The organism is Cupriavidus sp. L7L (genome assembly GCF_004353535.1).
Classification (GTDB): domain Bacteria; phylum Pseudomonadota; class Gammaproteobacteria; order Burkholderiales; family Burkholderiaceae; genus Cupriavidus; species Cupriavidus oxalaticus_A.
Genome location: NZ_SMNY01000001.1, coordinates 111,607 through 126,906, shown reverse-complemented (window position 1 = coordinate 126,906; position 15,300 = coordinate 111,607). Strand labels below are relative to the sequence as shown.

General features: G+C 67.8%; 15 protein-coding genes. 5 read left to right on the top strand and 10 right to left on the bottom strand.

What is annotated here, in order from left to right; translation table 11 throughout:
• Positions 1-4: 4 nt before the first annotated feature.
• From panB to E1J61_RS00585, 7 genes are all read right to left on the bottom strand, one after another.
• Entirely contained in the window at positions 5-826 is an 822-nt protein-coding gene (gene panB / locus E1J61_RS00615; protein WP_133092258.1) for a 3-methyl-2-oxobutanoate hydroxymethyltransferase, read from the bottom strand.
• 106 nt (positions 827-932) lie between these two features.
• Positions 933-1,574 (bottom strand): deoxynucleoside kinase, encoded by a 642-nt coding sequence (locus E1J61_RS00610; protein WP_133092257.1) that lies wholly within the window; start codon positions 1,572-1,574, stop codon positions 933-935.
• A gap of 28 nt (positions 1,575-1,602) precedes the next feature.
• Positions 1,603-2,130 (bottom strand): 2-amino-4-hydroxy-6-hydroxymethyldihydropteridine diphosphokinase, encoded by a 528-nt coding sequence (gene folK / locus E1J61_RS00605; RefSeq protein ID WP_133092256.1) that lies wholly within the window; start codon positions 2,128-2,130, stop codon positions 1,603-1,605.
• Complete coding sequence (pcnB, locus tag E1J61_RS00600) at positions 2,131-3,660, bottom strand: polynucleotide adenylyltransferase PcnB (RefSeq protein ID WP_133092255.1); 1,530 nt, start codon at positions 3,658-3,660, stop codon at positions 2,131-2,133.
• 1 nt (position 3,661) lies between these two features.
• Entirely contained in the window at positions 3,662-4,336 is a 675-nt protein-coding gene (locus tag E1J61_RS00595) for an HAD family phosphatase (RefSeq protein ID WP_133092254.1), read from the bottom strand.
• A gap of 61 nt (positions 4,337-4,397) precedes the next feature.
• The gene (gene hda, locus E1J61_RS00590) at positions 4,398-5,108 is read right to left on the bottom strand and encodes a DnaA regulatory inactivator Hda (protein ID WP_133092253.1); all 711 of its coding nucleotides are present in this window, start codon (positions 5,106-5,108) and stop codon (positions 4,398-4,400) included.
• A gap of 59 nt (positions 5,109-5,167) precedes the next feature.
• A complete protein-coding gene (locus E1J61_RS00585; RefSeq protein WP_133092252.1) occupies positions 5,168-6,238 on the bottom strand; it encodes an AI-2E family transporter in 1,071 nt (356 codons plus the stop codon).
• 218 nt (positions 6,239-6,456) lie between these two features.
• Here E1J61_RS00585 and purM point away from each other — a divergent pair, with 218 nt between their 5' ends.
• The 5 genes from purM (at position 6,457) to E1J61_RS00560 (ending at position 12,859) form a co-directional block, all read left to right on the top strand.
• A complete protein-coding gene (gene purM / locus E1J61_RS00580) occupies positions 6,457-7,509 on the top strand; it encodes a phosphoribosylformylglycinamidine cyclo-ligase (protein WP_133092251.1) in 1,053 nt (350 codons plus the stop codon).
• Positions 7,510-7,842: 333 nt separating this feature from the next.
• Complete coding sequence (locus E1J61_RS00575; RefSeq protein WP_133092250.1) at positions 7,843-9,171, top strand: MFS transporter; 1,329 nt, start codon at positions 7,843-7,845, stop codon at positions 9,169-9,171.
• Positions 9,172-9,226: 55 nt separating this feature from the next.
• Positions 9,227-10,663, top strand: a complete 1,437-nt coding sequence (gene hydA / locus E1J61_RS00570; protein WP_133092249.1) for a dihydropyrimidinase — start codon at positions 9,227-9,229, stop codon at positions 10,661-10,663.
• A 40-nt stretch (positions 10,664-10,703) separates the two neighbouring features.
• Positions 10,704-12,098, top strand: coding sequence for an amidase (locus E1J61_RS00565; RefSeq protein WP_133092248.1), 1,395 nt, complete (start codon positions 10,704-10,706; stop codon positions 12,096-12,098).
• 17 nt (positions 12,099-12,115) lie between these two features.
• Positions 12,116-12,859, top strand: coding sequence for an aspartate/glutamate racemase family protein (locus E1J61_RS00560; RefSeq protein ID WP_133092247.1), 744 nt, complete (start codon positions 12,116-12,118; stop codon positions 12,857-12,859).
• Positions 12,860-12,914: 55 nt separating this feature from the next.
• Here E1J61_RS00560 and E1J61_RS00555 read toward each other — a convergent pair whose 3' ends face one another.
• The 3 genes from E1J61_RS00555 to miaA form a co-directional block, all read right to left on the bottom strand.
• Entirely contained in the window at positions 12,915-13,658 is a 744-nt protein-coding gene (locus E1J61_RS00555; protein WP_133092246.1) for a GntR family transcriptional regulator, read from the bottom strand.
• A gap of 110 nt (positions 13,659-13,768) precedes the next feature.
• Positions 13,769-14,272, bottom strand: a complete 504-nt coding sequence (locus E1J61_RS00550; protein WP_133092245.1) for a GNAT family N-acetyltransferase — start codon at positions 14,270-14,272, stop codon at positions 13,769-13,771.
• 56 nt (positions 14,273-14,328) lie between these two features.
• Positions 14,329-15,297: a tRNA (adenosine(37)-N6)-dimethylallyltransferase MiaA gene (gene miaA, locus E1J61_RS00545; RefSeq protein WP_133092244.1), complete on the bottom strand. Its 969-nt coding sequence runs from the start codon at positions 15,295-15,297 to the stop codon at positions 14,329-14,331.
• Positions 15,298-15,300 lie beyond the last annotated feature (3 nt).

Here is a 15,300-nt window from a genome sequence, read left to right as displayed (position 1 = left end):
CGGGTCAGGCGGAGAAGGTGTGCTCGGGAGCGGGGAAGCTGCCGTCCTTGACCGCGGCCACGTAGGCACGCACGGCGCCTTCGAGCGAGGTCTGGCCTTCCATGAAGTTGCGCACGAACTTTGCCTTGCGGCCGGGGTAGACGTTGATCATGTCCTGCAGCACCAGCACCTGGCCGGTGCAGTCGGCGCCGGCGCCGATGCCGATGGTCGGCACCTTCAGCAGCTGCGTGATCTCGCCGGCGAGCTTGGCCGGCACCGCTTCCATCAGCACCACCTGCGCGCCCGCTTCCTGCAGCGCCAGCGCGTCGCGCTTGAGCTGCGCGGCGCCCGCGTCGGTCTTGCCCTGCACCTTGAAGCCGCCCAGCGCATGCACCGACTGCGGCGTCAGGCCGATATGCGCGCACACCGGGATGCTGCGCTCGACCAGGAATTTGACGATAGGCGCGAGCCAGTCGCCGCCTTCGAGCTTGACCATCTGCGCGCCGGCCTTCATCAGCGTGACGGCGCTGGCAAACGCGGTTTCCGGCGTTGGGTAGGTGCCGAATGGCAGGTCGGTCACCAGCATGGCGGTCTGGTTGCCGCGCGCCACGCATTCGGTGTGGTAGGCCATGTGTTCCAGCGTCACCGGCAGCGTGGTCTGCTGGCCCTGCATCACGTTGCCCAGCGAATCGCCGACCAGGATCATCTCGACGCCGCAGTAGTCGAGCAGCGCCGCGAAGCTGGAGTCGTACGCGGTCAGCATGGCGATTTTCTCGCCGGCGTCGCGCATCGCCTGCAATTTGGGGATCGTGATGGTCTTGCGGGAGGGGTCGAGGAGGTAACTCATGGCAGTGCCCTAAGGTGACGGCGGGTTGTGCCGCTAAACCACCCGCGATACCACGCAGGGCAACGGCTGCCGTCGTTATTGTGTTGTGGCTGGCAGGCGGGGCCTGTCAGGGCGCAGCGAGATTGAGAAAGGCCTTGCGGCCGCGCATGATTTCAATGCGCGACAGTAGTGTACGGAAATCGTTATCGTTGTCCACCGGATTGAAGTGGGCGGTATCGACGACCAGTACCGGGGCCTCGTCGTAGCGGTGGAACAGTTCGCCGTAGGCGTCGGCCAGCCGCTGCAGGTAGTGTTCGTCGATGCCGGCCTCGCCCGGCTCGCCGCGGCGCACGATGCGCTCGCGCAGCAGCGACGGCGTGGCCTGCAGCACGATGACCAGGTCGACCCGCTGCGGCGGCAGGCTGAAACGCGCGGCAATGGCGTCGTACAGCGCCAGTTCGTCAGGCGCCAGCGTCAGGGCCGCGTGCAGGCGGTCCCTGGCCATCAGGAAATTGCTGACCATGCGCTGGCCGGCCAGCAGCGCGGCCTGCCATTGCTGCAGCTGCACGGCGCGCTGCGTCAGGCACCACAGCTGCATTGCCAGCGCGTGGCGCGCGGGATCGCGGTAGAACGGTTCCAGGAAGGGGCTGCGGCGCGCGCAGTCAGGCAGCTCGTGCGCCTGCAGCGTGTGCGCCAGGCGCTGGGCCAGCGAGGTCTTGCCCGATCCGACGGGGCCTTCGACGACGATGCGGCGCAGGTGGTCGAGCATGGCGCTTTGCGCGGATGACCCGGGAGCCTCAGCCGTTGCTGCCGGCCCTGCCTTCGGCCTGCAGGCGCAGGCACTTGCAGGTGGAGACTTTCTCGATGCGCTGGGACGTCACGCCGGCCAGGAAGTCGGCGGCGCGGCCGCGCCCGGGGATCGACAGTTCGGCGTCCAGCTCCACCAGCGGCACCAGCGTGAAGGCGCGCTCGGTCACGCGCGGATGCGGCACGGTCAGGTGCTCGTCGTCGTATTGTTCGTTGCCGAACACAAGGAGATCCAGGTCGAGCGTGCGCGGCGCGTTGCGGAACGGGCGCTCGCGCCCGAACTGGTCCTCGATGTGGTGGCAGATGCGCAGGAGCTGCGACGCGGTGAACGAGGTCTGCACCTTGACCACCGCGTTGTAGTAGTCGTCGCCGCCGGCATCGACTGGCGCGGTGCGATAGAGCGAGGAACGCGCCAGCACCGTGATGCCGACCTGCTGGGCCAGGCACACGATGGCGTCCTTGATGGCCTGGCGGGCATCGCCCAGATTTGCGCCGATGCCGATGAAGGCGAGAGTCATTTACGTTTCCTCCGGCTGGCCGGGGCCGGCATGTGCTGCCTGGCCCGCGTCCGAGTCGCTCCGGGAAGAAACTTTATCCGATTTCCGCGGACTGCGTCGGCGGCGCTTCTTGCGCGCCGGGCCTTCGCCTTCCGCACCCTGGGCTCCGCCCTGGCCGCCACCCTGGCCCCGCGTGCCGCGCACGGCGTCGATCAGGTCTTCGCGCTCATGCGGCTCGGCGTTCTGGAAGTCCTGCCACCAGGCGGCCAGCTCTTCCGGCAGCTCGCCGGACTGGCAGCGCAGCTGCAGGAAATCGTAGCCGGCACGGAAGCGCGGCGACTCCAGCAGGCGGAACGGCATGCGGCCGACGCGCTTCTCGAAGCGCGGTTGCATGCCCCAGATATCGCGCATGTCGGTGACGAAACGGCGCTGGATCGCCAGCTGGCCGGTCTGCTTTTCCAGCACCGAATCCATGGCGCTGTTGAGCGCGGCGATGGCGTGCTCGCCTTCGTCGCGCAACTGGTTCCAGCGCTGCAGCACGTGGTGCCACAGCAGCGCGGCAAACAGGAAGCCCGGCGACACCGGCTTGCCGGCCTGCACGCGGCGGTCGGTGTTATCCAGCGCCAGCTGCACGAAGCGCTGGCCCATGGGCTGCTCCAGCGCCACGTCCAGCAGCGGCAGCAGGCCCTTGTGCAGGCCCGCCTTGCGCAGCTCCTGCAGCGAGGCCCAGGCGTGGCCGGACATCAGCAGCTTGAGCATCTCGTCGAACACGCGTGCGCTGGGCACGTTGTGGATCAGCTCGGCCAGGCTGGCGACCGGATGGCGCGTGGCCTCGTCGATATCGAAGCCGGTCTTGGCAGCAAAGCGCACCACGCGCAGCATCCGCACCGGGTCTTCGCGGTAGCGCGTGGCCGGGTCGCCGATCATGCGCAGCGTGCGGGCGCGGATGTCTTCCATGCCGTGATGGTAGTCATGCACGGTCTGCGCGGCCGGGTCGTAGTACATCGCGTTGATGGTGAAGTCGCGGCGTTCCGCGTCTTCGGCCTGCGAGCCCCACACGTTGTCGCGCAGCACGCGGCCCGAGGCGTCGATCGCATGGGTCTTGCTGTCGAGCTCGGCGCGCTTCAGGCGGCGGCCTTCGGGCAGGGTCTCGCTGGCGATGGCGTCGACCAGCGCACGGAAGGTCGAGACCTCGATGATTTCCTGCTCGCGCCCGCCGTAGAAGGTCACGTGCACGATCTGGAAGCGGCGGCCGATGATGCGCGAGCGGCGGAACAGCGACTGCACCTGCTCGGGCGTGGCATTGGTGGCGACGTCGAAATCCTTGGGCTTGATGCCGAGCAGCAGGTCGCGCACGGCGCCGCCGACGATATAGGCCTGGTAGCCGGCCTGCTGCAGCGTCGAAGTGACCTTGACGGCATTGCGCGACAACAGCGTGGGGTCGATTTGGTGCTCGTCCACGTTGACGATGCGCGGCGTATGGGCGCGGCCGGTGCGGCGCTGCTTGGGGCCGGGCTTGCCCAGCAGCCTGGTAATGAGCTTCTTGATCACGTCAGAACAGATCCATGATGCGCCAGCCGGCCGCGGCGGCGTGGTGGCGCAGGCGATCGTCCGGATTGGTGGCGATCGGCTCGGAGACTTTTTCCAGCAGGGGCAGGTCGTTGGCCGAGTCGCTGTAGAAGGTGGTGGTCTCGAAGTTGTCCCAGGTCGCGCCCTGGGCCTTGAGCCAGGCTTCGACGCGGGTGATCTTGCCTTCGCGGAAACTCGGCACGCCGAAGACATCGCCGGTGAACTGGCTTTCCGGCTTGCCGTCGACGGTGGCGGGCTCGGTCGCGATCAGGTGCTTGATGCCGAAGGCGGCGGCGATCGGCGCCGTGACGAAGCTGTTGGTGGCGGTCACCACCGCGCACAGGTCGCCGGCCTCGATGTGCTTGTAGACCAGCGCGCGCGCCTGCGGCGTGATCACCGGGTCGATCACCTCGTGCATGAACTGCGCGCGCATGGCGTCGAGCTTGTCGCGCGGGTTGGCCGCCAGCGGCCCCAGCGCAAAGCGCAGGAACGCCTGGATGTCCAGCGTGCCCGCCTTGTAGTGGTTGTAGAACTCGTCGTTCTTCTGCCGGTAAATTTCCTCGTCGACGATGCCCAGGCGGACCAGGAAGCGGCCCCATTCGTGGTCGCTGTCGGTCGGGATCAGGGTGTGGTCGAGGTCAAAGAGTGCCAGATTCATGGGGCGCGATTTTACCTTAAGGCAGGATGGGGTAAGGGAGCGGGCGGGGCGGGGCCGTCGCCTAGTCCCGGAATTCAGCGAACATCTCGCGCAGCAGCGGCAGCGTGACCGGCCGCTTGCGTTCGAGCGAGTAGGTATCGAGCGCGTCGAGCAGCGCCATCAGGCTGGGCATGTCGCGGTAGTGGCGCGTGACCAGCCAGTGCGTGATCTCGGGCGACAGCTGCAGGCCGCGCTCGCGTGCCGCTTGCAGCACCGCGGCCTTCTTGTCGTCGTCGGACAGCGGCGCGACCTGGTACACCAGGCCCCAGCCCAGCCGGGTGCGCAGGTCTTCCCGCACTGGCATGGCGCGCGGGGCCAGGCCGCCGGCGACCACCAGCGCGGTGCGCACGTGGGCGCGCACCTCGTTGTACAGCGAAAACACCGCGATCTGGCGCGCTTCGTCCAGCAGCTCGACATCGTCGACGGTGTAGAGCTGGCACCACGGGTCGAACAGGAAGTCGGACAACGGGTGGTGCGGGCTCAGGTAGCGCGAGCGGATGCCATGCTGTGGCGCTGCCTCGCAGACCGCGTGCAGCAGGTGGGTGCGGCCGCAGCCGACCTCGCCCCACAGGTAGACCAGCCGGTCGGTGGCGCGCTCCTGCGCGACCGCGGCGGGCAGCTCCTGCAGGCGCTGCACCGGCTCGCGGTTGGCCGCCACCACGAAATTCTCGAAGGTCGAAGGCGGCGGACTGCCCAGTTCGAGCGACAGTTGCTTGTTGGGACGCGGGGACATGACGTATAGCTAACTTGCGGGGTGGCGTCTGGGGGATGGGGTCGGGATAGTGGCAGCCGTTATTTTCGGTACAGGTCGCTGGCCACGTAAACCCGGCGCAGCTGCCGCGCGCCGACCAGCAGCACGGCGCACGTCGGCAGCGCCAGCAGCACGCCAAAGAAGCCGAACAGCTGGCCGAAGGCAAGCAGCGCGAAGATCACCACCAGCGGGTGCAGCCCGATGCGCTCGCCCACCAGGCGCGGCGTCAGGTAGAAGCTCTCGATGAACTGGCCGAAACCGTACACCACCGCCACCGCACCCAGCCCATACCAGTTGCCGAACTGCAGCATCGCCGCCAGGATCGCCATGACCAGCCCGACACCGAAGCCGATATACGGGATAAAGACCGCCAGCCCGGTGAAGACCCCGACCGGCACGCCGATATCGAAGCCGGCAATGGTCAGCCCGATCGAGTAGATCGCCGCCAGGATCACCATCACCAGGATCTGGCCGCGCAGGTATTGCGACAGCAGGGCATCGGTCTCGTTGGTCAGCTCGCGCACCTTGGGCACCCAGCGGCGCGGCACCACGCCCTCGATGCGGCGCATCACCATGTGCCAGTCCATCATCAGGTAGAACATGACGATGGGCACGATAAAGATGATGCCCGCCACCTCGATCAGTGCCGAACCCGACATCTTGACGTAGTTCAGCAACACCACCAGCAGGTCTTCCGGGCTGGCCGAGAAGCGGTCCGACAGCATGCTGCGCAGCCCCGGGAAGTCAAAGCGCACGCGCACGCCGAACTCCGCCAGCCGCGGCGCCACCACGGAATTGAGCTTTTTCAGCAGGATCGGCAACTGCTCGCGCACCTGCGGGATCTCGCGCTGGAGCACCGCGATCAGCAGCAGCACCAGCATCACGCAGATCACCGTCAGCAGCAGGATCATCAGCGTCACGCCGATGGCGCGCGGCACCCGGCGCCGTTGCAGCCAGTCCACACCCGGGTTCAGGATATAGGCGAAGATGAACGCGAACAGGAACGGCGTCAGCACCGGCGCCAGCGCGATGATCGCGGCGAACAGCGCGGCGGCCACTGCGATCCAGAGCAGGATGCGTTTGGTCTCGTGGTTCAGCAGCGGGGCGTTCATCAAATAATCTGGGCAAGAGGCGGCAGGGCGGGTTTTCGGCATAGTTGGCCGGAAACTGGAAGCCGGGGGCCTCTATCCGTTAAAATTGCGATTCTACTGGACTCGCGCCCGCCTTCCGATGCCAAGCGGCGGAAGCTGCAACGGAAGCCCCGACTGCGCGAGCGCCGGATTTGTCACTTTAGTTCCTCCCTTTATTCCTCCAGGACAAGCAGGTTCCCATGAGCGCATCCCCGACCGACGGCCAGGCCGGCCTTTCCTACCGCGACGCCGGTGTTGACATCGATGCCGGCGACGCGCTGGTCGACCGCATCAAGCCGTTTGCCAAGCGCACCATGCGCGAAGGCGTGATGGCCGGCATCGGCGGGTTCGGTGCGCTGTTCGAGCTGTCGAAGAAATTCCAGGAGCCCGTGCTGGTGTCGGGCACCGACGGCGTGGGCACCAAGCTCAAGCTGGCGTTCCAGCTGAACCGCCACGACACCGTCGGCCAGGACCTGGTCGCGATGAGCGTCAACGACATCCTGGTGCAGGGCGCCGAGCCGCTGTTCTTCCTGGACTACTTCGCCTGCGGCAAGCTGGACGTCGACACCGCCGCCACCGTGATCCAGGGCATCGCCCGCGGCTGCGAACTGGCCGGCTGCGCGCTGATCGGCGGCGAGACCGCTGAAATGCCGAGTATGTACCCGGACGGCGAATACGACCTGGCCGGCTTTGCCGTCGGCGCGGTCGAGAAGAAGAAGATCATCGACGGCAGCACCATCACCCCGGGCGACGTGGTGCTGGGCCTGGCGTCGTCGGGCGCGCATTCCAACGGCTATTCGCTGGTGCGCAAGATCATCGAGGTGGCCAAGCCGGACCTGAATGCCGACTTCCACGGCCAGCGCCTGCAGGACGCCATCATGGCGCCGACGCGCATCTACGTGAAGCCGCTGCTGTCTCTGATCGAGACCCTTCCGGTCAAGGGCATGGCCCACATCACCGGCGGCGGCCTGACCGAGAACGTGCCGCGCGTGCTGGCGCAGAACGTGACTGCCGTGCTGCATCGTGATGCCTGGGCCCTGCCGCCGCTGTTCCAGTGGCTGCAGGCGCAGGGCCGCGTGGCCGACGACGAAATGCACCGCGTCTTCAACTGCGGCATCGGCATGGTGGTGATCGTGGCCAAGGAAGACGCCGAACGCGCCATCCGCCACCTGCAGGCCGCCGGCGAAGCCGTGTGGGAGATTGGTGAGATCCGCGAACGTGCCGAGGGCGAGGCCCAGACCATCGTGATCTGACGCGACCTCAGCGTTTCACACATACAGAAAACGGCGCTTGCCTTCGGGCATGCGCCGTTTTTTTTCGTCCGTGCCCTGGCGGATATGGTGGTTAGGTGTTTACCCGAACCCGCTGCCACCATTTGTGGCAGATATCGCTTTAGTGCATCGCACCAAATTCCAGCATGCATATGCACCATGTCTGACAAACAATATTTTGCTTGATTGTATGGCGGTTTATGGCCTAATGTACTGAGCAAAGGCGAGGCGCATGCATGCCCCGTCGGAGACAACCCCGCGCGCAACCGGCGACCGATGCGCAGCGGGCAGGCCAGGGACCATTGGAGGAACACCATGCAAGCAGTCAGCATCGACGCCGCGGGAAAAGGCGCGTCGGCCAAGAAACAGTCAGTCGCGCGCGTCGCCGGGGCCAGCCTGGCCGGCACTACGCTGGAGTTCTACGACCACTTCATCTACGGATCGGCCGCGGCGCTGGTCTTCCCCAAGCTGTTCTTCCCGCAGAGCGATCCGCTGACCGCGACGCTGCTGTCCTTCGCCAGCTATGGCGTGGCATTCGTGGCGCGGCCGCTGGGCGCGGCCATCTTCGGCCACTTCGGCGACAAGATGGGCCGCAAGTCGATCCTGATCATCACGCTGCTGATGATGGGCCTGGCCACCTTCGGCATCGGCCTGCTGCCGACCTATGCCGCGGCTGGCGCGCTGGCGCCGCTGCTGCTGGTGCTGCTGCGCGTGGTGCAGGGCCTGGCGCTGGGCGGCGAGTGGGGCGGGGCCGCGATCATGGTCAACGAGCTCGATCCCGAAGGTAAGCGGCGCGGCATCCTCGGCAGCCTGGTGCAGCTGGCGGCGCCGATCGGCTTGCTGCTGGCCAACGGCATCTTTGCGCTGGTGACGTGGCAGGTGTCCGAAGAAGCCTTCCTCAGCTGGGGCTGGCGCGTGCCATTCCTGCTGTCGGCGCTGCTGGTCGGGGTCGGGCTCTATATCCGCTCCAACGTGCGGGAATCCGGCATGTTCGAGAAGCTGGAGGAATCGCATGCCGAAGCGCGCGCGCCCATCATGGAAGTGCTGCGCAACTACAAGAAGCAGCTGCTGATCGCCTTCGGCGCGCGGCTGGGCGGCGACATCGCCTTCTATGTGTTCACGCTGTTCCTGCTGTACTTCGTGCCGACCAAGCTGGGCCTGCCCAAGAGCATCGCGCTCAACGCCGTGCTGCTGGGCGCGGTGGCGCAGATCCTGTTCATCCCGATCGCTGGGCTGCTGGCTGACCGCATCGGGCGCCGCCCGGTGCTGATGATCGGCGGTATCGGCGGCGCGGTGTGGGCCTTTGTCTTCTTTGCCATGGTCAAGACCGGCAGCCCTGCGCTGATTATGCTGGCCTCGTTCGTCGGCATGGTGCTGGTGTCGTTCATGTTCTCGCCGCTGGCCTCGTTCCTGCCCGAGCTGTTCGCCACCCGGGTGCGCGTCACCGGTGCCTCGCTCGGCTTCCAGTTCGCCGGCGTGTTCGGCGGCGCGCTGGCCCCGCTGATCGCGATCGGCCTGCTCGACCGCTTCGGCAGCACCGCGCCGGTGGCGATCTACCTGGCGGTGGTGTGCGCGCTGATCGCGGTCGCCGCGGCCGCCGCACGCGAAACCGCGCGGATGCACCTGTCCGACGCAGACCGCTGAAGACAACCTCGGGGGCGCCCGGCGCGCCCCTTCTTTTCCTTACGTGACGAACATCGTGAAACAGTTTGACCTGATCATCCGCAACGGCACCGTGGTGACTGCCAGCGACACCATGCAATGCGACATCGCCGTCAGGGACGGCCGGATCGTGCAGCTCGGCCTTGACCTGGGCGAAGCCACGGAGGTCATCGACGCCAGCGGCAAGCTGGTGCTGCCGGGCGGCGTCGATGCGCACTGCCACCTGGACCAGCCCATGCCGGACGGCCTCAGGATGGCCGACGACTTCCGCACCGGCTCGGTCTCGGCCGCGTGCGGCGGGACTACCACCGTGATCCCTTTCGCCGCGCAGGAGAAGGGCCATTCGCTGCGCGCGGCGGTGGACGACTACCATCGACGCGCCGGCGGCAAGTCGGTGGTCGACTATGCCTTCCACCTGATCGTTGCCGACCCGACCCATGCCGTGCTGCAGGACGAACTGCCGGGGCTGATCCGCGAAGGCTATTCGTCGTTCAAGATCTACATGACCTACGACGACCTCAAGCTTAACGACCGCGAGATCCTCGAGGTGCTGTCGGTGGCGCGCCAGGAAGGCGCGCTGGTGATGGTGCATGCCGAGAATTCCGACTGCATCGCGTGGCTGACCGACAAGCTCGAGGCCGCCGGCAACACCGCGCCGCGCTTCCATGCGCTGGCCCGGCCGATGGCGATCGAGCGGGAGGCCACGCACCGCGCCATCACCTTCTCCGAGCTGGTCGATGTGCCGATCCTGATCGTCCACGTCTCCGGCAAGGAAGCGGTGGAGCAGATCCGCTGGGCGCGCAACCGCGGCATGAAGATCTTTGCCGAGACCTGCCCGCAGTACCTGTTCCTGACCGCCGACGACCTGGACCAGCCCGACTACCACGGCGCCAAGTGCGTCTGCAGCCCGCCGCCGCGCGACCGCGGCAACCAGGAGGTGATCTGGGACGGACTTGCCGACGGCCTGTTCACCATCTTCTCGTCCGACCACGCGCCGTTCCGCTACGAGGATCCCGAGGGCAAGAAGCCCGGCGGCAAGGAAGTGCCGTTCCAGTACATCCCCAACGGTATCCCGGGCCTCGAGACGCGCCTGCCGCTGCTGTTCTCGGCGGGCGTCAACGGCGGCCGCATCTCGGTGAACCAGTTCGTGGCGCTGACCTCGACCAATCCCGCCAAGCTGTACGGCCTGCACCCGCGCAAGGGCACCATCGCCATCGGCGCCGACGCCGACCTGGTGCTGTGGGATCCGAAGCGCGAAGTGCAGATCCGCAATGCCGACCTGCACCACGCCGTCGACTACACGCCGTATGAAGGACAGCGCGTGACCGGCTGGCCGGTGACCACGCTGGTGCGCGGCAAGGTCGTCGCGCATGAAGGCGAAGTGCGCGCCGAGGCCGGCCATGGCGAGTTCCTGCCGTGCGCGCTGCCGGAGATGGCGCGGCCGCGCTACCGCACCTCGGGCGGCAGCCTGTGAATGCGGCGGTTTTTTCGATGATCTGACCGACGCTGCCGATATGGAACTGACCAACAGCCTGGACGCCGCCACCATCGCCGGGCGCGTGGCCGCCGGCCGCCTCGATCCCGCCGAGGTGGTGGCCGCGTTCCAGGCCCGCATCGCGGCGCGCAACGACCAGCTCAACGCCGTCTTCGAACAACGCCAGGAGCTGGTCGACGCCGACCTGGCGCAGCTGCGCGCACGGCTGGCGCAGGGCGAGCGCCCGCTGCTGGCGGGCGTGCCGGTGATCGTCAAGGACGTGATCTGGAGCCAGGGCCGCCGCGTCACGCAGGGCTCGCAGCTGTACCGCGACTTTATCGCGCCGGCCGATGCGATCGCGGTCGAGCGCCTGCGCCGCGCCGGCGCGATCGTGCTCGGCATGGGCAATACCTCGGAGTTCGCCTGCAAGGGCCTGACCACCAACAAGGTCTACGGCCTGACGCGCCATCCGCTCGACGCCACGCTGACCGCCGGCGGGTCGTCCGGCGGCTGCGCGGTGGCGGTGGCTGCCGGCATGGCGCCGCTGGCGCTGGGCACCGACGGCGGCGGCTCCAGCCGGCGCCCGCCCGCGCATGCCGGCGTGGTCGGCTTCAAGCCGTCCTATGGCGCGATTCCCGATTCGATCGGCTTTGCCCACGCCTTCAACGGCATCCAGGTGATCGCGCCGATCACGCGCACCGTGTCCGATGCGGCGCTGATGTTCGAGGCGCTGGCCGGCGCCGATGCGCGCGATCCGGATACGCTGGGCTTCAGCCTGGCGGCAGAGCGCCCGCTGCATACGCTCAGGATCGCGCTGAGCCCGCGGCTGGGCTTCGATACGCCGGTCGACGATGACGTCGCCGAAGCCTGCGCGCAGGCCGTGGCGCGGCTGCAGGCGGCAGGCCTGAGCATCGAGATGGCCGACCCGGCCTGGCCCCGGGGCGCCGACGAGGCAGCACTGATGCCGCTGCAGCACGTGGGGCTGGCCAATCTCTACGGCGACGCCTGGCGCCGCGATCCCGATGTATTCGATCCGGATGTCGCGCGCCAGATCGAGCGCGGGCTGGCGTGGACCGGCGCCGACGTGGCGCGTGCCCGCGAAGCCAGCCACCAGATCGCGCTGGCCATGGCGGAGTTCTTTACCCGCTACGACTTGCTGCTGTGCCCGACCACGCCGTGCGTGGCGTGGCGTAACGACCGGCTCGGGCCCGAACGGATCGGCGGCGTTGCCGTCGAGCCGCGCGCCCATGCGGTCTTCACCCCTTTCTGCAACCATGCGCTGGCACCGGCGATCTCGGTGCCTTGCGGCAGCGGCCGCGACGGCCTGCCGGTGGGCCTGCAGATCGCCGGCCCGCGCGGCGCCGACCGCACCGTGCTGGCCGCGGCCAGGCTTGCCGAACGCGTGCTCGCGGCGCGGCCCGGCGCTAACGGATAACTACGGATAACAACGATATGCGAATTCTTGTCCTCAATCCCAATACCAGCGAAGGCATCACCGCGCGGCTGATGGCCGCGGCCACGCCGGTGGCATCGCCCGGCACCGAGCTGGTGCCGCTGACCGCCAGCCGTGGCGTGCCCTATATCGCCACGCGCGCCGAGGCGCAGATCGGCGGCGCCATTGCGCTGGAGATGCTGGCGGAACGCCACACGGAATTCGACGCCGCGATCATCGCCGCCTTTGGCGATCCCGGCCTGATGGGCGCGCGCGAGCTGTTCGACCTGCCGGTGGTAGGCATGGCCGAGGCGGCCATGCTGTCGGCCTGCATGCTGGGCCGGCGCTTTTCGATCGTTACTTTCGCGCGCGCCCTCGGCCCCTGGTACGAGGAATGCGTGGACATGCACGGCCTGCGCGGCCGGCTGGCCGGCATCCGCATGCTCGACGGCAGCTTTGCCTCGGTCTCGGACGTGCAGGAAGAAAAGGAAGCGGTGCTGGTGGAACTGGCCAACCGCGCCGTGGTGGAAGACGAGGCCGACGTGGTGATCCTGGCCGGCGCGCCGCTGGCGGGCCTGGCCGCGCGCGTGCGCGATCGCATCCCGGTGCCGGTGGTCGACCAGATGGCTGCCGCGGTCAAGCAGGCCGAGGCGCTGGTCGCGTTGCAGCCGCGCAAGGCCAGCGCGGGCACGTTCCGGCGTCCGGATGCCAAACCGACGATCGGCCTGGCGCAGGCGCTGGCGGCGCGCATCGAGCACCGCTGAACACTGTCTGTCCAACACGGCGTCATTTCCGCGCGCAGCGGGAATGACGCCGGCCTTACACCGCGGCGAACACCGCTTCCAGGTCCACTTTCTCTTCAGCCGGCAATTCCAGCCGCAGCGTGCTCTCGACATGCTCGAGGTGCTCGTCCATCAGCTGCGCCACGCGCTCGCCATCGCCGGCTTCCAGCGCATCGACGATATCGTCATGCTCGTGATGCGGGCACGACGGCACGCCCGGCGCGTCGTACAGCGCGATGATCAGGCATGTCAGCGAGCACAGCTCGCGCATGTACTTGCCCAGGTACTGGTTGCCGGTCAGCTCGGCGAGCCTGCAGTGGAATTCGCCTGACAGCCGGATGATGGCGCGCCGGTCGTTGCTGTCGCGCGCCTGCGCTTCCTCGCGCGTAGTCGCGCGCAGCGCCTTCAGGCTGGCCGCATCGATTGCGCCGGCAAGGTCGCGCACCAGCGCCGGTTCGAGCAGGCGGCGCGAATGCAGCACCTGCCTGGCTTCGGCCACGCTCGGGCTCGACACGAAGGTGCCGCGGTTCGGGTGCACCGTCAGCACGCCTTCATGGGCCAGCTTGCCGAAGGCGAGCCGCACCTTGGTGCGGCTGACGCCGAATACGCTGCCCAGTTTTTCCTCGACCAGCTTGGTGCCGGGCGGCAGCCGGTGTTCCCAGATCGCGGTCAGGATACGGTCGGCGATTTCCTCCACCGACGCACCGCGCGCGCTGTCCGCATCGTTTTCGTTGGCATTGCCCAGGGCAGGCGCGGGCTGGTCGGTTCTGGTTCGTGGCATGGCGGGTCGGCGCGGGTGGTCCGAAAAAGACATTCGGTGCCGTCATTGTATGGCGGCTTGCCATCAAGTGTATAACACCGGCGGTGGACCGGTTGCCAGCGCCGGCGGATTTACTTCGCCTTGCCCAGCCTGGCCAGCGCGTCGCCGGTGACGCGGCAAATGCGCCAGTCGGGCAGCACGTCGGCGCCCATGGCCTGGTAGAAGTCGATCGACGGCTGGTTCCAGTCCAGCACCGACCACTCGAAGCGGCCGCAGCCACGCTCGACCGCCAGCGCGGCGAGGTGCTGCAGCAACGCCTTGCCCAGGCCTTGGCCACGCCAGGCCGGGTCGACGTAAAGGTCTTCCAGGTACAGGCCGGGTTTGGCGAGGAAGGTGGAGAAGTTGTGGAAGAACAGGGCGAAGCCGACCGCCTTGGGCGCGCCATTGGCGTCAACTTCAACCAGCACCGCTTCGGCGTGCGGCGTGGCGCCGAACAGCGCTTCCTCGATCTTTTGCGGCGTGGCTTCGACGATATGCGTCAGCTTTTCGTACTCGGCCAGCGCCAGGATCAGGTTGAACAGGGTTTCGCTGTCGGCAGCGGTGGCGGGGCGCAAGGTGAAGGCGGATCTGGACATGTCCGTGAGTAGGCAAGAACAGGATCCGCGATTATCGCCTGTGCATCACATTGCCGTCAGTGGCCAAAGTCCGCCAGCTTGCGCACCTCGTCAACATAGCCCGGCGCCAGGCAGTCCACCACCAGCCGCTCCGGCGTGCTGCGCAGCCAGGTCAGCTGGCGCTTGCACAGCTGGCGCGTGGCAGCGATGCCGCGCTCGCGCATGGTGTCGAAATCGCACTCGCCGTCGAGGTATTCCCACACCTGCCGGTAGCCGACGCAGCGGATCGACGGCAGCCCCGGATGCAGGTCCTCGCGTGTGCGCAGGCGGCGGACTTCGTCAATAAAGCCGTTGGCCAGCATGGCGTCGTAGCGCTGCGCGATGCGCGCATGCAGCGCCAGCCGGTCCGAGGGCTCGAGCGCGATCACGCGGTAGCGCTGGTCTGCGGCACCGGCAAAGGTGCGGCCCTCGGCCTGGCGGGCCAGCAGCGCCGACATCGGCTGGCCCGAAAGCCGGTGGATTTCGAGCGCGCGCTGGATGCGCTGCGCATCGTTGGGCGCCAGGCGCGCCGCGGTGACGGGGTCGACCTGCGCCAGCATCGCATGCAGCGCCGGCCAGCCGCGCTCGGCGGCGAGCTGGTCCAGCTCGGCGCGCACCGCGGGGTCGGCCTGCGGCAAGTCGTTCAGCCCCTGCGTCAGCGCCTTGTAGTAGAGCATGGTGCCGCCCACGATCAGCGGTACGTTGCCGCGCGCGCGAATCTCGCCGACCAGCCGCCCGGCATCGGTGACGAACTGCGCCGCGGAATAGCTCTCGACCGGATCGATGATGTCGATCAGGTGGTGCGGCGCCGCGGCCAGTTCTGCGGGCGTGGGTTTGGCCGTGCCGATGTCCATTTCGCGGTACACCAGCGCGGAGTCCAGGCTGATGATCTCCACCGGCGCATCGGCCGCCAGCGCCAGCGCGGCGGCGGTCTTGCCCGAGGCGGTGGGCCCGAGCAGGCAGACCACGGGTGCAGGCGTGGCGGAATCGTCAGGTACGGCGGACATCGT